At 69.9% G+C, this 16954-nt stretch carries 14 protein-coding genes; 4 read left to right on the top strand and 10 right to left on the bottom strand.

The features are described 5' to 3' along the window. Window positions 1-305: 305 nt before the first annotated feature. A complete protein-coding gene (ybaL, locus tag J2Y70_RS19455) occupies window positions 306-1991 on the top strand; it encodes a YbaL family putative K(+) efflux transporter (RefSeq protein ID WP_309921342.1) in 1686 nt (561 codons plus the stop codon). Between the two features lie 84 nt (window positions 1992-2075). On the opposite strand, the gene J2Y70_RS19450 is transcribed toward ybaL, so the two are convergent. Beyond that, window positions 2076-2960, bottom strand: coding sequence for an AraC family transcriptional regulator (locus J2Y70_RS19450; protein WP_309921339.1), 885 nt, complete (start codon window positions 2958-2960; stop codon window positions 2076-2078). Between the two features lie 77 nt (window positions 2961-3037). Beyond that, complete coding sequence (locus J2Y70_RS19445) at window positions 3038-4264, bottom strand: MFS transporter (RefSeq protein ID WP_309921337.1); 1227 nt, start codon at window positions 4262-4264, stop codon at window positions 3038-3040. 67 nt (window positions 4265-4331) lie between these two features. On the opposite strand from J2Y70_RS19445, the gene J2Y70_RS19440 reads away from it, so the two are divergent. Further along, window positions 4332-5132 carry a helix-turn-helix transcriptional regulator gene (locus J2Y70_RS19440; RefSeq protein WP_309921333.1) on the top strand — a complete coding sequence of 267 codons (801 nt, stop codon included), beginning with the start codon at window positions 4332-4334 and terminating at the stop codon, window positions 5130-5132. A gap of 9 nt (window positions 5133-5141) precedes the next feature. On the opposite strand, the gene J2Y70_RS19435 is transcribed toward J2Y70_RS19440, so the two are convergent. Beyond that, the gene (locus J2Y70_RS19435; RefSeq protein ID WP_309921330.1) at window positions 5142-5516 is read right to left on the bottom strand and encodes a helix-turn-helix domain-containing protein; all 375 of its coding nucleotides are present in this window, start codon (window positions 5514-5516) and stop codon (window positions 5142-5144) included. 97 nt (window positions 5517-5613) lie between these two features. Here J2Y70_RS19435 and J2Y70_RS19430 point away from each other — a divergent pair, with 97 nt between their 5' ends. Beyond that, window positions 5614-6363, top strand: coding sequence for an SDR family oxidoreductase (locus J2Y70_RS19430; RefSeq protein WP_309921328.1), 750 nt, complete (start codon window positions 5614-5616; stop codon window positions 6361-6363). A gap of 194 nt (window positions 6364-6557) precedes the next feature. Here the strand turns inward: J2Y70_RS19430 and J2Y70_RS19425 are convergent, their stop codons facing one another. Both J2Y70_RS19425 and clpB read right to left on the bottom strand, forming a co-directional pair. Then, the gene (locus tag J2Y70_RS19425; RefSeq protein ID WP_309921325.1) at window positions 6558-7844 is read right to left on the bottom strand and encodes an O-acetylhomoserine aminocarboxypropyltransferase/cysteine synthase family protein; all 1287 of its coding nucleotides are present in this window, start codon (window positions 7842-7844) and stop codon (window positions 6558-6560) included. A 175-nt stretch (window positions 7845-8019) separates the two neighbouring features. Beyond that, entirely contained in the window at window positions 8020-10605 is a 2586-nt protein-coding gene (gene clpB, locus J2Y70_RS19420; protein ID WP_309921322.1) for an ATP-dependent chaperone ClpB, read from the bottom strand. Between the two features lie 350 nt (window positions 10606-10955). Here clpB and J2Y70_RS19415 point away from each other — a divergent pair, with 350 nt between their 5' ends. Next, entirely contained in the window at window positions 10956-11660 is a 705-nt protein-coding gene (locus J2Y70_RS19415; RefSeq protein ID WP_309921318.1) for a glutathione S-transferase, read from the top strand. Window positions 11661-11848: 188 nt separating this feature from the next. Here the strand turns inward: J2Y70_RS19415 and J2Y70_RS19410 are convergent, their stop codons facing one another. The 5 genes from J2Y70_RS19410 to J2Y70_RS19390 all read right to left on the bottom strand — a co-directional run bounded on the left by J2Y70_RS19410 (window position 11849) and on the right by J2Y70_RS19390 (window position 16733). Further along, the gene (locus J2Y70_RS19410) at window positions 11849-12679 is read right to left on the bottom strand and encodes a DUF3014 domain-containing protein (RefSeq protein ID WP_309921315.1); all 831 of its coding nucleotides are present in this window, start codon (window positions 12677-12679) and stop codon (window positions 11849-11851) included. Between the two features lie 122 nt (window positions 12680-12801). Beyond that, the gene (locus tag J2Y70_RS19405) at window positions 12802-13986 is read right to left on the bottom strand and encodes a lysozyme inhibitor LprI family protein (RefSeq protein ID WP_309921313.1); all 1185 of its coding nucleotides are present in this window, start codon (window positions 13984-13986) and stop codon (window positions 12802-12804) included. Window positions 13987-14038: 52 nt separating this feature from the next. Beyond that, entirely contained in the window at window positions 14039-15628 is a 1590-nt protein-coding gene (locus J2Y70_RS19400; RefSeq protein WP_309921478.1) for a hypothetical protein, read from the bottom strand. Between the two features lie 116 nt (window positions 15629-15744). Further along, entirely contained in the window at window positions 15745-16206 is a 462-nt protein-coding gene (locus J2Y70_RS19395) for a GNAT family N-acetyltransferase (protein WP_309921309.1), read from the bottom strand. A 47-nt stretch (window positions 16207-16253) separates the two neighbouring features. Further along, on the bottom strand, window positions 16254-16733 hold the full coding sequence (locus J2Y70_RS19390) for a DUF3574 domain-containing protein (RefSeq protein WP_309921306.1): 480 nt from the start codon (window positions 16731-16733) through the stop codon (window positions 16254-16256). Window positions 16734-16954 lie beyond the last annotated feature (221 nt).

Genomic DNA, 16954 nt, shown 5'->3' with positions numbered 1-16954 from the left:
GGGATAGCGCGGGAATGCGAACGCGACGCATGTTTGCCGAAGCGCCGATGTGCCCCGCCGCCGCCGCTGCAGCGTCGATCGGGAGCACATGCCGGGGCGCGGTCAGCGGCCGCCGGCAACGTCGCAGCGCTCGGAAAGCCAATGCTGTCGCAAGGTGTCGTGGCCACAAGCAGGCGGCGGCCGTGCGTCATGCGACGCGACGCGACGCGCGAGCAGGCGTTCTCCGTAACTCGGCCGATTGGCCGGAATTTGCCGACAAAAGCCGTATCGGCCACACTCCGGGCATCCCTGTTCTGCGAATCTGAATGCATCACGACACCAGCCTCATCGACATCATCGCGGTCGGGCTCGCCCTCGCCTTCGTCCTCGGCGCGCTCGCCCATCGCCTCAAGCTCTCACCGCTGGTCGGCTATCTGGTGGCCGGCATCTGCGTCGGCCCGTTCACTCCCGGCTTCGTCGCCGACCAGGCGCTGGCCAACCAGCTGTCGGAACTGGGGGTGATGCTGCTGATGTTCGGCGTGGGCCTGCACTTCTCGCTCGAAGACCTGATGGAAGTGAAGTGGATCGCGATCCCCGGCGCGCTGGCGCAGATCGCGGTCGCCACCCTGCTCGGCTGGGGCCTGGCCTGGAGCATGGGCTGGCCGACGCTGCACGGGCTGGTGTTCGGCCTGGCGCTGTCGGTGGCCAGCACCGTGGTGCTGTTGCGCGCGATGGAAGAGCGGCGCCTGCTGGAAACCCAGCGCGGGCGCATCGCGGTCGGCTGGCTGATCGTCGAGGACCTGGTGATGGTACTGGCGCTGGTGCTGCTGCCGGCGCTGGCCGACGCGCTCGGCGGCAAGGGCGCCGGCAGCGGCGCGATCCTCGGCGCGCTGGGCATCACCCTGCTGAAGATGGCCGCGTTCGTGGTGGTGATGCTGGTGGTCGGCCGCCGCGCGATCCCGTGGGTATTGGAGAAGGTCGCCGCGACCGGCTCGCGCGAGCTGTTCACGCTGTCGGTGCTGGCCATCGCGCTGGGCGTGGCGTTCGGCTCGGCCACCCTGTTCGGGGTGTCGTTCGCGCTGGGCGCGTTCTTCGCCGGCATGCTGCTCAAGGAGTCCGAACTCAGCCACAAGGCGGCGAGCGATTCGCTGCCGCTGCGCGATGCGTTCGCGGTGCTGTTCTTCGTCTCGGTCGGCATGCTGTTCGACCCGCACATCCTGCTCGAGCATCCGTGGCAGGTGCTGGCCACGTTCCTGACCATCACCGTGGGCAAGTCGCTGGCCGCGTTCGTGATCGTGCGCGCGTTCGGCCATCCCACCGGCATCGCCCTGACCATCTCCACCAGCCTGGCCCAGATCGGCGAGTTCTCCTTCATCCTGGCCGGGCTCGGGGTGAGCCTGGCGATCCTGCCCGAGACCGGCCGCGACCTGATCCTGGCCGGCGCGCTGCTGTCGATCATCGCCAACCCGCTGCTGTTCACCTGGCTGGACCGCTGGCAGGCCAGGCAGGCGGTGGACGCGCCGGTGACGGTGGAAGCGGAACTGCCGCCGGGGCCGTCGCTGGACCTGGTCGACCATGCCATCGTGATCGGCTATGGCCGGGTCGGCAGCACCCTGGCCGCGGTGCTGCGCGAGCGCGGCGTGCCGGTGCTGGTGATCGACGACAACCGCGAACACGTGGAACGCGCGCATGCCGACGGCATCCCCGGCATCCGCGGCAGCGCCGCCGCCGACCGGGTGCTGGCCGAGGCGCATCCGGAGAAGGCCAAGATCGCGATCCTGGCGATCCCGCAACCGCTGGAGGCCGGCGAGGCGCTGGCCAAGCTGCGCGCGCTGAATCCGGGACTGACCCTGCTGGCGCGCGCGCACAGCGATGCCGAGGTCAAGCACCTGCTCGACCACGGCGCCGACGGCACGGTGCTGGCCGAGCGCGAGCTGGCCTATTCGCTGGCCGAAATGGTGATGGCGACGCCGCCGTACCGCGCACTGCGCAAGCAGACCACGCCGGCCTAGGGTCGAACCGTTCCCGTTACGCGGCGGCTGTCGCGGGAGAGGCAGGGACCGGGATCCCGACGACGCCGCGCGGCGCCGCTGCGGTCATCCGGTGGCCTGCACCGGCACGCAGATGTCCGCGCGCAGGATGGACGCCGGCACTTCCTCCGGATCGTCCAGGTAATGGAAGTGCAGCGGCTGATCGCGCAGCAGATGGCCGCTGCCGGGCAGCCAGCCGGCGATCAACCGGTCCACCTCGGCGTCCAGCTCGTGGTAGGGGCCGACGTGGCGCAGCACCGCGTACAGGCCGCCGCCGAGCACACGCCGCTGCAGCGGCGGCGGCGGATCGACCGCAGCGGCGAATCCCATCGCGCAGTCGAATTCCAGTTCGCGCGGCGGCAGGTCGCGGTGGTCGCCCAGCGGAATGCCCACCAGCCGCTCCAGCCGCTCGGCGATGCCGGCGCGCATCGCCCAGGCGAACAGCCGGCCGAAGCCGCGGTCGAGATCGTCGAAGGCGCCACGCTTGCGCAGCACCACCAGCTCGAACGGCGCCAGGGTCAGCACGCTGACCTGCAGCGGTGCCGCGGCGTCGACCGCCACCACCGGCTGTGCCAGTTCGCGCTGCTTGGCCTGCAGCCGTTCCGGCGCGGCGCGCAGTTCGCTCGGGGTGGCGTCCAGCGCCTGCCGGAACGCGCGCGCCAGCGCCTGCGAGGTCTCGTAGCCCACCGCCAACGCCACCTCGCTGACCGGCCGCGCGGTGCCGCCCAACAGCTGCAGCGCGCACAGCAGGCGCAGCCGGGCGACGGTCCGGCCGACCGTCTCGCCGGTCAGCGCGCGGTAGATGCGATGGAAATGGAACGGCGACAGGTGCGCCACCGCCGCCAGCTCGGCCAGGTCCGGCAACGGTGCGTTGTCCTGTACCACCTGCTGCAGGTGCGCGATGACGCGCTCGATGGCGCGTGCGTAGGCGTGGCGTACGGCGATGTTCATGGCGGGCTCCGATGGACGAGGATCACAGCCTCCCATGGCGGCGGCCGCGTGGCGGTCCCGATCTTGCGCGATCGCGGTTACAACCTGTCCGGCGGCGGCACGCGCCGCGCCGGCAGCAGCGCCGCCACGATGCCCAGCAGCGGCAGATACGACATCGCCTGGTACACGAACACGATGCCCTCGCGGTCGGCGAGCAGGCCGAGCACCGCCGCGCCCAGCCCGCCCATGCCGAAGGCGAAGCCGAAGAACAGCCCGGAGATGGTGCCGATGCGGCCGGGCATCATTTCCTGCGCGTACACCAGGATCGCTGAGAACGCCGAGGACAGCACGAAGCCGATCAGCACGGTCAGCGCGGTCGCCGCATGCAGGCCGACGTACGGCAGCGCCAGCGCGAATGGCGCCACGCCCAGGATCGACACCCAGATCACAGGCTTGCGCCCGATCCGGTCGCCAACCGGACCGCCGATCAGCGTGCCCAGCGCCGAGGCCAGCAGGAACGCGAACAGGTGCAATTGCGCGCTCTGCACCGATACCCCGAAGCGCTGGATCAGATAGAACGTGTAGTAACTGCTCAGCCCGGCGATGTAGAAATACTTGGAGAAGATCAGCAGCAGCAGGATCGCCACGATCCGCACCACGGTCTTGCGCGGCAACGCGGGCGCCGCCACCGCCGGCCGCGGCGCGGCGCGCACCGCCTGCAGGTGCAGCGCGTACCAGCGGCCGACGTAGGACAGCAAGGCGATGCCGAGCAGCGCCGCGGCGCCGAACCAGGCGACGCTGTGGCGGCCGTTGGGCACGATCACCGCCGCGGCGATCAGCGGCCCCAGCGCGGTGCCGGTGTTGCCGCCGACCTGGAACACCGACTGCGCCAGCCCGTGGCGCCCGCCCGAGGCCAGCCGCGCGATGCGCGAGGATTCCGGATGGAAGATCGCCGAGCCGATCCCGACCAGCGCCGCGGCCAGCAGCACCATCGCAAAGCTCGGCGCATACGCCAGCAGCAACAGGCCGCACAGGGTGGAGGTCATGCCCAGCGGCAGCGAGTACGGCGCCGGGCGGCGGTCGGTACGCAGCCCGATCAGCGGCTGGAACAGCGAGGCGGTGAGCTGGTAGGTCAACGTGATCAGCCCGACCTGGGCGAAGCTGAGCTGGAACTGGCCCTTCAGCACCGGGTACAGCGCCAGGATCAGCGATTGCATCATGTCGTTGATCAGGTGCGAGGAGGTGATCGCGGCCAGCACGCCAGCCACGATCGGGCGGGGCGCGGCAGCGGGAACGGCGGCGGCGTCAGGACGCGGGCTCGACATGGCGGACCGGGCGATGAGGGGGACGGCGCGCATGGTAGGCTGTGCCGTCGCGACCTTCCTGCGCAACATGCCCATCACTCGTCGAGAAAAGGACAGCTTCAGCGCCGCAACGCCGCGGGCGTGGAGCGTGGACGACGCGCCGGCCGACGTGGTGTGCAAGGCCTCCGACTATCCCAGCGACACCGTCATCGCCCCGCACCGGCATGCGCGCCACCAATTGGTCTACGCGCTGTACGGGTTGATGGTGGTGCGCTCCGGCCAGGGCCACTGGGTGGTGCCGAGCACCCGCGCGCTGTGGATGCCGGCCGGCACCGTGCACAGCGTGCGCTGCGTCGGCACGCTGGGGATGCGCAGCCTGTACATCCGCCCGGGCGCGATCGCCGGCATGCCTGCGCAGCCCACGGTGATGGCGGTGGAGCCGCTGCTGGAAGCGCTGATCCGCAGCGCCGCCAGCGTGCCCTGGGACCACGCCGCCGAATCGCGCGACGGGCGCCTGATGCGGCTGATCCTGGACGAACTGCATGCCCTGCCCGCGCTGCCGCTGCACCTGCCGCAACCGCACGATGCGCGCCTGCTGCGTATCGGCGCCGCGCTCGATGCCGACCCGGCCGACGCCACCACCCTGCACGACTGGGCGGCACGGCTGGGCGTGGACGTCAAGACCATCCAGCGCCTGTGCCGGCGCGAGTTGCAGATGAGCTTCGGCCAATGGCGGCAGCAGCAGCGCCTGCTGCGCGGACTGGAACGGCTGGCCGCCGGCGACCGCGTCATCGACGTGGCGGTCGAACTCGGCTACGACAGCCCCAGCGCGTTCACCGCGATGTTCAAGCGCCAGTTCGGCCAGCCGCCGAGCCAGTTCTTCCGTTAGGCGTGTCCTTCAGCGCGGCAGGCTCGGATCCGGCGACGCGGGCATGCGGCGTACGCTGATGCGCTCGACCGTGCGCATGTGTTCGGTGCCCCATTCGCACAGCCCGCCCAGCGCGGTCGCCAGGGACTGCCCGAAAGGCGTCAGCGAATATTCGACCTTGGGCGGGATTTCCTGGAAGTCGATGCGCGCAACGATCTCGTCGCGCTCCAGCTCCTTGAGTTGCTGGATCAGCACCTTGTCGGTCACCCCGCCGATCGCACGCCGCAATTCGCCGTAGCGGTGGGCACGCTTGGCCAGATAGTAGAGAACCAGGGGTTTCCACTTGCCACCAACCACGGCCAGGGCCGCCGCGAGCCCGCAACTGAAGGTGCTGTTGTTCGCCATGGTATCGGTCGCTCCAAGGTACTTACCTAACGGTGCATACTATTCAAAATAATAGCCGAGATCTACAGTTGCGCCTCGACATTCTCGGAGTGCAGACATGAGCAGGCTCAACGGCAAGATTGCAGTGGTGACTGGCGGCAACAGCGGGATCGGCCTGGCAAGCGCCATCCGCTTTGCGGCCGAAGGCGCGCAGGTGGTGATCGTGGGGCGCCGGCAGGAAGAACTGGACAAGGCGCTGCGCCTGATCGGCCATGACGCCGTCGCGATCCAGGGCGACATTTCAAGGCTGGACGATCTGGACCGCGTCTTCGCTCAGGTCGAAGCCGCCAAGGGCCGGATCGACGTGCTGTTCGCCAATGCGGGGCTGGGAGAGTTCCAGCCGCTCGGAGCGATCACGGAAGAATCGTTCGACCGCACCTTCGGCATCAACGTCAAAGGCACGCTGTTCACCGTGCAAAAGGCGCTGCCGCTGATGCGCGCCGGCGGCTCGGTGATCCTGACCGGCTCGACGACCGGCACGATGGGCACCCCGGCCTTCAGCGTGTACAGCGCCACCAAGGCCGCGCTGCGCAATTTCGCCAGGAGCTGGGCGTTGGACCTGAAAGGCACCGGCATCCGCGTCAACGTCCTGTCGCCCGGGCCGATCGCGACACCGGGCCTGGATCTGGCGCTTTCCGGCACCGGCCAGCAAGAGGCGATCGTCGACGGCATGACGGCGCAGATCCCGCTGGAGCGCATCGGCCGCGCGGAAGAAGTGGCGGCGACGGCGCTGTTCCTGGCGTCGGACGAGAGCAGCTTCATGACCGGTAGCGAAGTGTTCGTGGACGGCGGGTTCGCCCAGGTCTGAGTCTGGCCTGCATTTGCGGGCGGCGGCGGCCATCGCGCGGGCAGCAACGGCTGGCCGCCGACGACTACGGCGTCGACGCATGGTCGAACCCGGCTGCGACGGCTTCAACATTCACCACGGTGTTCAAGCGCCAGCTCGGCCAGCGGCCGAGCTGGTTCTGTCGGTAGCGTTCCCGGCCTTTACCAGCGCCTGGCTCAGGCCTGCGCCAGCGCCTGCCGCAGGTCGGCGAGCAGGTCGTCGATGTGCTCGATGCCGACCGACAGCCGCACCGTGTCCTCGCTGACGCCGCTGCGCTCCAGTTCCTGCGGCGACAGCTGGCGGTGCGTGGTCGAGGCCGGATGGGTGGCGAGCGACTTCGCATCGCCGATGTTCACCAGACGGGTGAACAGCTGCAGCGCGTCGAGGAAGCGCGCACCGGCGGCGCGGCCGCCGCGCAGGCCGAAGGTGAGCACGCCCGAGCCATGTCCGCGCAGGTATTTCTGCGCCAGCGCATGCTCCGGATGGCCGGGCAAGCCGACGTAGTTCACCCACTCCACCTTGGCTTCGCTCTGCAGGTGCCTGGCCACCGCCAGCGTGTTCTGGTTGATCCGGTCCATCCGCAGCGGCAGCGTCTCGATGCCCTGCAGGATCTGGAACGCGTTGAACGGCGACAGCGCCGCGCCGGTGTTGCGCAACGGCACCACCCGCGCGCGGCCGATGTAGGCGGCCTCGCCCAGCGCCTCGGTATAGACCACACCGTGGTAGCTCACGTCCGGCTCGTTGAGGCGGCGGAAGCGCTGCGCATGCGCCGCCCACGGGAACTTGCCCGAGTCCACGATCGCCCCGCCCAGGCTGGTGCCGTGCCCGCCCAGGTACTTGGTCAGCGAGTGCACCACGATGTCGGCGCCGAACTCGATCGGCCGCAGCAGGTACGGCGTGGGCACCGTGTTGTCGACGATCAGCGGCACGCCGTGCGCATGCGCGACCTTGGCGACCGCTTCCAGGTCGGTGACGTTGCCGCGCGGATTGCCGATCGACTCGACGAAGATCGCCTTGGTGCGTTCGTCGATCAACCCGGCGAACGCGTCGGGCTCGCGGTAGTCGGCGAAGCGGGTGTGGATGCCCGACAGCGGCAGCGTGTGCGCGAACAGGTTGTAGGTGCCGCCGTACAGCGCGCTGGAGGAGACGATGTTGTCGCCGGCCTCGGCGATGGTCTGGATCGCATAGGTCACCGCCGCCTGCCCGGACGCCACCGCCAGCGCGCCGATGCCGCCTTCCAGCGCGGCGATGCGTTGCTCCAGCACGTCGGTGGTGGGATTCATGATGCGGCTGTAGATGTTGCCCTGCACCTTCAGGTCGAACAGGTCGGCGCCGTGCTGGGTATCGTCGAAGGCATAGGCCACGGTCTGGTAGATCGGCACCGCCACCGCGCGCGTGGTCGGATCGGGACGATAGCCGCCGTGCACGGCGATGGTTTCCAGCTTCCAGTTCGGGTCGGACATGGGAGGGTCTCGGCAAGAGGAGCCGAGACGATAGCGCCATGCGCGGCGGCGAATGCAAAGCTGCGGTTATGAGCTCATGCCGGCGCCGTGGCGGCGACGCTAGGCACAGCGCCGCCGCACGCCGACGGTGCCTCGGCCGTCGCCGAGCGCACCGTGGGCCAGGATCGGCAACGCGTCAGGCTTTCACGAACGCGAGGCGTCCACCCTCGGCATCGACCCGGATCGTGTCGCCGCTGAGGAACTGCCCGGACAGGATCTGCTGCGCCAGCGGGTTCTCCAGCTGCGACTGGATCGCGCGCTTCAGCGGCCGCGCGCCGTACACCGGATCGAAGCCGACGTTGCCGAGCAGTTCCAGCGCGCGGTCGCTGAGTTCGATCTTCAGCCCGCGCTCGGCCAGGCGCTTGTCCAGGCCGTGCAGCTGGATGCGCGCGATCGACTTGATCTGCGCCTTGTCCAGCGGATGGAACACCACGATGTCGTCCAGCCGGTTGACGAACTCCGGGCGGAAATGCGCCTGCACCACGCCCATCACCGCCGCCTTCATCTGCGTGTACGCCTCCGCGCTGCCGTCCCCGCTCAGTTCCTGGATCTGGTGCGAGCCCAGGTTGGAGGTCATCACGATGACGGTGTTGCGGAAGTCCACGGTGCGGCCCTGCCCATCGGTGAGGCGGCCGTCGTCGAGCACCTGCAGCAGGATGTTGAACACGTCGCTGTGCGCCTTCTCCACCTCGTCGAGCAGGATCAGCGAATACGGCCGGCGCCGCACCGCCTCGGTCAGATAGCCGCCCTCTTCGTAGCCGACGTAGCCCGGAGGCGCGCCGATCAGCCGCGCCACCGAATGCTTCTCCATGAACTCGCTCATGTCGATGCGGATCATCGCGTCGCTGCTGTCGAACAGGAACTCGGCCAGCGCCTTGCACAGTTCGGTCTTGCCGACGCCGGTCGGGCCCAGGAACAGGAACGAACCGCTGGGCCGGTTGGGATCGGACAGGCCGGCGCGCGAGCGCCGCACCGCGTCGGACACCACCTTGATCGCCTCTTCCTGGCCGACCACGCGCCGGTGCAGCTCGTCTTCCATGCGCAGCAGCTTGTCGCGCTCGCCCTCGAGCATCTTGCTGACCGGAATGCCGGTCCAGCGCGACACCACCTCGGCGATCTCCTCGGCGGTGACCCGGTCCTGCACCAGCGTGAAATCGTGATGCTCGGCATCGCCGGCCGCGGCCAGTTGCTTCTCCAGGTTCGGCAGCAGGCCGTACTGGATCTCGCTCATCTTGGCGTAGTCCTGGCGCCGATGCGCCGCTTCCAGTTCGACCCGTGCCTGCTCGATCTGCTCCTTGATCCTGGTCGCGCCCTGCAACGCGGCCTTCTCCGACTTCCACACCTCGTCGAGGTCGGAGAACTCGCGTTCGAGCTTGTCGATGTCGCTTTCCAGGTCGGCCAGGCGCTGCCGCGAGGCCTCGTCCTTTTCCTTCTTCAGCATTTCCCGCTGGATCTTCAGCTGGATCAGGCGCCGCTCCAGGCGGTCCAGTTCCTCCGGCTTGGAGTCGATCTCCATGCGGATGCGGCTGGCGGCCTCGTCCATCAGGTCGATGGCCTTGTCCGGCAGCTGGCGGTCGCTGATGTAGCGGTTGGACAGCGTGGCCGCGGCGACGATCGCCGGATCGGTGATCTCCACGCCGTGGTGCACCGCGTAGCGCTCCTTCAAGCCGCGCAGGATGGCGATGGTGTCCTCCACGGTCGGTTCGCCGACGAACACCTTCTGGAAGCGCCGCTCCAGCGCCGCGTCCTTCTCGATGTACTTGCGGTACTCGTCCAGCGTGGTGGCGCCGATGCAGTGCAGCTCGCCGCGCGCCAGCGCCGGCTTGAGCATGTTGCCCGCGTCCATCGCACCGTCGGCCTTGCCGGCGCCGACCATGGTGTGCAGTTCGTCGATGAACAGGATCACCTGGCCTTCGGTCTTGGACAGGTCGTTGAGCACGCCCTTGAGCCGCTCCTCGAACTCGCCGCGGAACTTGGCGCCGGCGATCAGCGCGCCCATGTCCAGCGACAGCACGCGGCGGCCGCGCAGGCCTTCGGGCACCTCGCCGTTGACGATGCGCTGGGCCAGGCCCTCGACGATGGCGGTCTTGCCGACGCCGGGTTCGCCGATCAGCACCGGGTTGTTCTTGGTGCGCCGCTGCAGGACCTGGATGGTGCGGCGGATTTCCTCGTCGCGGCCGATCACCGGATCCAGCTTGCCGCTCTCGGCGCGCGCGGTGAGGTCGATGGTGTATTTCTCCAGCGCCTGGCGCTGGTCCTCGGCGCTCTCCGACTGCACGGTCTCGCCGCCACGCAGCTTGTCGATGGCGGTTTCGAGCTTCTTCTTGTCGGCGCCGGCAGCGCGCAGCGCCAGGCCCAGCGCGCCGGCGTCGTCGGCCGCGGCCAGCACGAACCATTCGCTGGCGATGAACTGGTCGTTGTGCTGCTGCGCCAGCTTGTCGGTCTGGTTGAGCAACCGGCTCAGGTCGTTGCCGATCGACAGGTTGCCGGGCTGGCCGCTGACCTTGGGCAGCTTGTCCAGCGCCTCGCCCAGGCGCTCGCGCAGCACCGGCACGTTGACGCCGGCCTGCGCCAGCAGCGGCCGGGTGCTGCCGCCGGACTGGTCGAGCAGCGCGGTGAACACGTGCACCGGCTCGACGATGGTGTGGTCGCGGCCCACGGCCAGCGACTGGGCGTCGGCCAGCGCCTGCTGGAAACGCGAGGTGAGCTTGTCCATCCGCATCGGGAAGTTCCTCTGAATGAAGGGCCGGCCGTGCCGGCATGCTAGTCAGATGCGGTTGGCGCGGCATGTTTCAAGGCCGCCGGGACCGCCTGTATACACCCTCGCGACGCACGGGCCGCTCGCCGCAGGGATCGGCGGGAGTCGCGCCCGGCGCGCGCCACGGGCTGCAACGCGGGCCTGACCGCCCGCGCGATCGCCGCCGCAGCACGGCTCCCGCTACGGTACGCATCCGGCGATGCCCGCATGCGCCGGATGCTCCTGCGGGCGCAGTCCGTCGCACCGCGGTCACACGCCGCTACCGGTAGTGCCCCTACCCTGCGCATTCCGAACGATCCTGCACAGGAGCCGCAATGCACTACGAACTCTATTACTGGACCGGCATCCAGGGCCGCGGCGAGTTCGTGCGGCTGGCGCTGGAGGATGCCGGCGCGGCCTACCGCGACGTCGCCCGCGAAGAAGGCGACGCCGTGCTGCAGCCCTTTCTCGATGGCGAGCAGCCGGGCGCACGGCCGTTCGCGCCGCCGTTCCTGAAGGCCGGGCGGCAGGTGATCGCGCAGGTGGCCAACATCCTGCATTACCTGGGTCCGCCGCTGGGGCTGGTGCCGGACAGCGAGTCGCGGCGCCTGCAGGCGCTGCAACTGCAGCTGACCATCGCCGATCTGGTGACCGAGATCCACGACAGCCACCACCCCATCGCCAGCGCGCTGTACTACGAAGACCAGAAGCCCGAAGCGCGGCGTCGCGCCGAAGACCTGCGCACGCAGCGGCTGCCGAAGTTCCTGGGTTACTTCGAACAGGTGCTGGTCCAGGGCGGCGGGCGCCATGCGCTGCGCGAGCATTCCTACGTGGATCTGTCGCTGTTCCAGCTGATGAGCGGACTGGACTACGCGTTCCCCGGCGCGATGAAGAAACTCTCGCCGAAGCTGCCGCAACTGCGCGCCTTGCAGCAGCGCGTTTCCGAGCGCCCCGGCGTCGCCGCCTACCTGGCCTCGGCGCGGCGCCTGCCGTTCAACGACAACGGGATCTTCCGGCGTTATCCGGAGTTGGATGGGTGAGGTGTGACGGCGTGGCGGATCACGGAATCTGCATTTGGGCCGGGCTCAGCGCGATGCCTGTTGTGGGAGCGACTTCAGTCGCGACGGGCATTGCCGGTGAAGCCCGTCGCGACTGAAGTCGCTCCCACATGATTCTTGCAGCAATGCTAAGGCGTTCCACAACGACGGTACCGAAGCCGGCCTGGTCCTCAGGTCCGGATCAACGCCGCACGGATCGCCCGCAGTTGCTTGCGCACCGCCTCGGCCTGCGCTGGCCCCAGGCGCAGCAGCGCCTTCTGCCCGACCGACAGCGACTCCAGCGCAGGATCGGCGAAGCGGTACTTGCCGGTGCGCGCATCGGCCACCACCGCCGGCGCAGCGGGTACCGCCGGGGTCTGCAGCAGGTGGTCGATCACCTGCACCAGGCGGTCGTTGAAATAACCCTGCGGATAGCCCAGCTCCACGTACGCCTGCTGGAACAGGGGATAGAAGCGCCGGTACGCGGTCACCACGGCGCCAGCATCGGCGTGGGTGAAGGCCTGCACGTAGGGCGCGTAGCGCTGCGCATTGGCCTCCGCGATGGTACTGGCGCCGGCCGCATCGGTGTCGACCTGTAGCTGTCCAGGCACCGGCTTCATTGCCAGGGTGCGCGCGGCAACGCGGCGCTGCGGCAGGTTGTCGATCATGGTCACCGCGCGCTGGACCAGATGGTCGCGGATCAGCAGCGCCAGCGGTCCGTCGCTGCCGGCCAGCGTCACCAGCTCGGCCCACGCCGCCGCGTCGCTGTCGGCCAACGCCGGGATCGCCGCGTCGGCGGCAGCGGGGTCGTCAGGCGCGATGGGATGCTGGATCGGCGGCGGCGGAGCGGCCGGTGCAGGTGCAGCCGCTGGCGCGGTGCCCGCCGCGGGTGCCGCGGCAGGAGGCGGCGGCGCGGCGGGCGTGCCGAGACCGCCCAGGTTGTCGCGGAACAGCCAGGCGGCCGCCGCGAGCATGGCGAGCGCCACCACGGCCCAGGGCCAGCGCGCGTGTCGGGTCTGCATGGGATCGCACCTCTTGCGGAACACAGGGGTGTGACCCGGTGCGGCGGTCCTGGTTCCGCGGCGAGTGGGGCGGCGTTAAGCCACACCGCACGGCGTGCGGCCGGCGCGTGCCATGCCGCGCGCTACTGCTCCACCGTGTTTTCGTCGATGAAGTCCAGCCGCGACCCGACCCAGTCGGCGATGATCGCCGCGGCCACCGTGTCGGCCTGCGCGGCCGGCAACCGCTTGTGCTGCACCAGCCACGCCGCGGTCGCGATGCGCGCCGCCGGCACCGCCGCCAGCGCGGCCTTGCGCGCGGCCGCAGGCCACGGCGTCTCGCCACGGATGGCGCGGATCGCCGGCAGCGGATCGGGCGCCCGCGGCACCTTCGCCGCCTGCAGGAAATCCAGCGGCGACACGGTCGCGCGCAGTTCCTGCACGCGCCACCCGGCATAGCTGGCGAAGCGGATCGTGCCCGCGTCGCCCGAGACGGTGGCGATCGCCGGCTCGAACGCCGCCCGCAGTTCGGTCCAGGCCGGCAGATCGAACAGGCCGCCCTGCGGTGCGCACAGCGGCGCGCTGCCGTCGCGCGAGGAGCCGTACAGCGGACCCATCGCCGCATAGGCCAACTCGCCCTGCCGCGCGAACACGAAGCAGTGCACGTACGGACGCGTGCCATCGTCGTAGCCGCTGCGCTCGATCCAGTTGCGCAGCAGGGTCAATTCGACCTCGCCCGCCGGTGTCTTGGGATCCTTGCGCAGGTCGTCGAGCAGCGAGGCGGCGAACTCGTCCTGCGCGCGCAATGCCGTGGCGGCGCGGGCGAAACGCGTCTGCGCTTCCTTGGCGCCGACCCCGGCGCCGGGTTCGAAGCGCTGCAGGTACGCCAACCAGGCCGAGGCCAGTGCGCCGTCGTAGTCGCGCAGTTGCGCGGCGGCGGCGGCCGGCGCGCTCGGGATGCGGGCGACGATGCGGTCCAGGCGCGCCGCCTGCGCCGCGCTCTGCGTGTCGAACTCCCGCATCCGCGCCAGTTGGGCGCGCTGCACGCAGGCCACCGGCTGCGCCTGTTGCAGGCAAGCATTGCGTTGCGTGAGCCAGGCGCGCTGCGCGCTGCGCAACGCGGCGACCTGGGCACGCGGCGCGCTGTCCAGCAGGGCGGCGTACCCGTTGGCCAGTTGCTCGTCCTGATGGCTCAGATTCGCGTCGCCGCACAGCAGCCGCTCGATCGGGCTGGCGGCCTTGGCGCAATCGAAGGAGGCGGCCGACGCGGCCGGCGCCAGCAGCAGCGCCGCCAGGGCCAGGCCGGCCAGCGGAACGAAGCGTGGGGTCATGTGCGACATCCCTGTTGCGGTTGGGCGGCCGAGCATGCCGGCCGCGGAACGTTCAGTCCACCACCACCGCGCGCGGTTTCTGCAACGACAGCAGGCCGAGCAGCGCGGCCAGGGCGACGTAGCCACCGACGAATTGCCAGGCGATCAACTTGGGCAGGCCGCTCAGCGTCCACGGCAGGTAGATGCCGCCGCGCGGATCCACCGAATGGATCAAGCCGAACAGGGTCAACCCGGCCGCCACCAGCAGGAACACCGCGGCGCGGCGCAGGCGTCCGTCCACCATCGCCGCCACCGCCGCGGTCCACAGCATCGCGGTAATGATGAAGCCGTTGCCGAGGGTGAAGATCACCGCCAGCTCGGGCAACCCGTGGCCGTCCAGCGTGGTGGTCAGCGCGGCCAGCTTGTCCGCCGGGATCCAGCCCGGCGCCTTGATCGCCAGCAGGTAGGCCACCGACGGCAGGAAGCCCAGCACCATCGCCCCGGCATGGCGCTTGGGCGTGGCCTGGAACGCCTGGGTGGTGATGTCGATGGCCACGTACACGATGATCGGCGCCAGCACCGCCAGCGGCAGCCACTGCACCAGTCCGGCGACCAGGCCGAGCATGCCGCCCAGGCCGATGAACAACCCGGTCAGCAGCGTGTAGCCGCTGCGCGCGCCCATGTGCTTGTACGCCGGCTGGCCGATGTAGGGCGTGGTCTGGGCGACGCCGCCGCAGATGCCGGCGACCAGGGTCGAGCAGGCCTCGACCAGCAGGATGTCGCGGGTGCGGTAGTCGTCGCCGGCGGCGCGCGCGCTCTCGCTGACGTTGATGCCGCCGACCACCATCAGCAGGCCGAACGGCAGCAGCAGCGGCAGCAACGGCACGGTGTCGGGCAGGCCGGCGACGAAGCCCAGGCTCGGCCACGGCAGCACCAACTGCGGCGCCACCCACTGCGGCGCCTGGTAGCCGGGGATGCCGAAACCGGCCGCGTTCGACCAGTAGTACAGGCCGGTGCCCAGCACCAGTGCCAGCGGCACGCCGGGCACGCCGTACGGCAGCCGGCCCTTGGCGATCAGCACGTACAGCAGCAGGCCCAGCACGACCAGCCCGACCAGCGGCGCGCGCAGCGTCTCCAGCAGCGGCAGGAAGCCCATCAGCACCAGCGCGATGCCGGCGATCGAACCGAGCAGCGCCGCGCGCGGCAAGGCGCGGGTGACCGCGTCGCCGAAGAACGACAGCACCGTCTTCAGCACGCCCATCACCACCAGCGAGGCCATGCCCAGGTGCCAGGTGGCGATCGCCGCGGCCTGCGGATCCAGACCCTGCTGCTTGTAGTGCACGAACGCCGGGCCCAGCACCAGCAGCGCCATGCCGATGCTGGTCGGCGCATCCAGGCCCAGCGGCATCGCGGTGACGTCGCTGCGCCCGCTGCGCGCGGCCAGCCTGCGCGCCATCCACGTGTACAGCAGATTGCCGATCAGCACGCCGAAGGCGGTGCCGGGAATCATCCGCGTGTAGATCACCTCGGCCGGGAACTGGAAGATCCCGACCAGCGCCATGGTGATGAAGCCGAGGATCGACAGGTTGTCGACCACCAGCCCGAAGAAACCGTTGAGGTCGCCGGCAACGAACCAGCGCGGGCGCGACGTAGGAGGAGCGATGCTGGGCATGCGGGCGATGGCTAGGTGAGGGATCGATGGATGGTAATGGAAGCGGCGCTTGCCGATTGGCGCGCGAACAGGGATGCAGCATCCCGGCCTGCGCCCGTGCGCCGCGGCTACAGCGCCAGATGCAGGAACTGGTTGAACGCGCTCGGCACGTAATCGGCGAACGCCGGTCCATTGCGAAAGCCGCGGCGCCGGTACAGGCCCAGCGCCGCGTCGAAGGCCGCGCCGCTGCCGGTTTCCAGGCTCAGCCGGCGCAGGCCGGCGCCGCGCGCGGCGGCCACGATGTGCTCCAGCAGCGCCGCGGCCGCGCCCTGGCGCAGGAACTCCGGATGGGTGCGCATCGACTTCAGTTCGCCGCCGCCATCGTCCAGCACGCGCAACGCACCAACCGCGGCCAACGCATCGCCGCGCCAGACGCTCCACACAGTCACATCCGGACGCTGCAACCCGGAAAGGTCCAGCGCATAGACGCTGCCCGGCGGCGACTGCGCATGCATCTGCTGCAGGTGGTACTCCAGCAGCGCACGCACCGCGACACCGGACAGATCGTCCCGACGAATCGAGAACGTCATCGCCCCCGCTGTTCCGGGTCCCGAGTCCCCAGTCCCGAGTCCCGGCTTCAGAAAGACACCTCGACCGGCGACCGCGACCACAGCACCGACTGGTGCCCGGTCGCCTGCTTCCACGCCAGCCGGATCGCCTCGATGTCGGCGCGGCGTTGCGGCGTGTCCTCGTGCAGGATCACCAGCACCTTGGTGTTGAGCCGGTTCGGTTCCTTGGCGCCGCGGAACAGCCATTGCCCGTAGGCGTCGAACACGGTCAGGCCGTCGGGGAAGCGCGGCGTGACCTGCTTGTCCAGGAACGCGCGCCACTGCGCCTGGCTGATCGGCTCGGCCTGCGGGCGGTCGGCCGGGCCGCTCTCCTCGCCGACGCCGAAGTACAGCTCGCTGCGCACCCAGCCGCTGGCCTGCGCCGGCCGCGCGGCATCGCCCTGCATGGCGGCAGCGACCTTGGCCGGCGCGGTGGAAGCAGACGGCGCCACGCTGGCGCAGGCGGTCAGGGCCAGGAACACGGCAAGCAACGGGGCACGCAGCAGCATCGGCAGGTCTCGGAAGCGAACGGAAAGACGGGATGGTAGGCGACGGCGGCCGCGCGCACCCGATAACCGCCGGGCATCAGCTCATGCCAAACGCAGCGGATCGGGCGGCTCGCGGCCGCGTTAACGATAAGCTAATATATCGCTTCATCCGGATGGATGTAACCAAATTCGATCGTCCGCGGCGCATGGACCACCGCCGCGGCCGGTCTTCGCGCCACCGC

The sequence above is a fragment of the Xanthomonas sp. 1678 genome (assembly GCF_031455575.1).
Classification (GTDB): domain Bacteria; phylum Pseudomonadota; class Gammaproteobacteria; order Xanthomonadales; family Xanthomonadaceae; genus Xanthomonas_A.
This window is presented reverse-complemented; position numbering and strand designations above follow the sequence as displayed.